The organism is Streptomyces sp. UF-297, from assembly GCF_058245575.1.
In genome coordinates this window covers 1-1236 of sequence record NZ_JBSIBZ010000222.1, presented here as the reverse complement: position 1 = coordinate 1236, position 1236 = coordinate 1, and the positions used below count along the sequence as shown (strand labels likewise).

Genomic DNA, 1236 nt, shown 5'->3' with positions numbered 1-1236 from the left:
GGCCCCCCGGGCCGGGTGCCGCACGACGGCGCCGCGCGACGGCCTCGACCACCACGGCGCGACCGTCGCCCCCCGGCCGCACCGGAACACCTCGCCACGCCGAGCGGCCGCCACCGACGGCAGGCCGGCGCCCCCCGCCGCACCCGGAGCGCGACCCCCGGGCCCGGTCTACCGGCCGGACACGGGGAGGGCGGCGAGAGCGGGTTGAATGTCGGTTACGGGCAGGTGCATCCCTTCGGGGTGAGCCGGAAGACTTCCGGCGGGGTGAAGTAGTCGCCGCGTGCCATGTTGGCGGCGAAGGTGAACAGAGGGGTGACGTAGTCGCCGCGGGCGGCAGCGTTCTCGGTGTCGGCGTGCCAGAACACGCGGCCGTCCTCGATGCGGTCAATGGTGCAGCGGTTGGTCTTGCCGGTGCAGCGATTCATAGGGGCGTGGACGAAGGTCCAGCCGACCTGCGGCCGGGGCCAGCTCGGGTGAGGGGCGAGCGTCGCGGTGCTCATGGTCCGTACCTCCGGTGAGTGGGTTTCGAGGGGTCCGGGGGGGGGGGGGCCCCCCCCCCCCCCCCCCGGTGGGTGGGGTCAGTGCTGGCGCTGGCTGTTGTAGGCGGCCTCAACGGCCCGGCTGACCTGGGTGAGCACGTGGGTGCTGACTCCGGCGATCGTGGTGCGGAGGAGTCGCGCCCCGGCCAGACCGGCCGCGCGGCCCGGCGGGAAGCCGAACCGGTTGCGGTTGGCCTCGTAGGCGTTCGCAACGGTGGTCAATGCGCGGTCGGTGGTGAAGCGGTCCGTGAGGAACTGCATCGGAAGTCCGGCCATGACCGGGCGGACGACGTCGGTCGTGGCGGAGACGATGAAGTCGATCATCTGGGCCAGTTCGATGGTCTCGGGATCGGTGACGGAGTTGATCACTTCCCAGACGGTTCCGGGGTACTCGCGGTGCCGTTCGGTCGCGGGGACCTCGGCGATGATCTTGCCGCCTTCGAACACGGTGATCGTGGTCTCCGTGAGTTCGGCGGTGCGGCGGCCGTCTGCGGTGCGGAAGTTCGAGAGGAACATTGCCCTGCCTCCGTGGTGCGGGTTTCGAGTGGTTCTCGTTGTCCGGGGCGCCACCCCCTTCCAACAAGGACAACATTACCAGTGTTGGCCCGGAAACGGAAGCGGAAAAGGGGGTCTGACCAGGGTTTTTCTCGGATTTCTCGCGGTGCCGCGCGTGCCCTCCGGGCCGGGCCGACCCCCC

At 70.9% G+C, this 1236-nt stretch carries 2 protein-coding genes; both read right to left on the bottom strand.

Going from position 1 to position 1236, the window contains the following annotated elements:
* Positions 1 to 215: 215 nt before the first annotated feature.
* Positions 216 to 500: a hypothetical protein gene (locus tag AC4IJH_RS43535; RefSeq protein WP_490857568.1), complete on the bottom strand. Its 285-nt coding sequence runs from the start codon at positions 498 to 500 to the stop codon at positions 216 to 218.
* Between the two features lie 78 nt (positions 501 to 578).
* Positions 579 to 1055: a hypothetical protein gene (locus AC4IJH_RS43530; RefSeq protein ID WP_490857567.1), complete on the bottom strand. Its 477-nt coding sequence runs from the start codon at positions 1053 to 1055 to the stop codon at positions 579 to 581.
* Positions 1056 to 1236 lie beyond the last annotated feature (181 nt).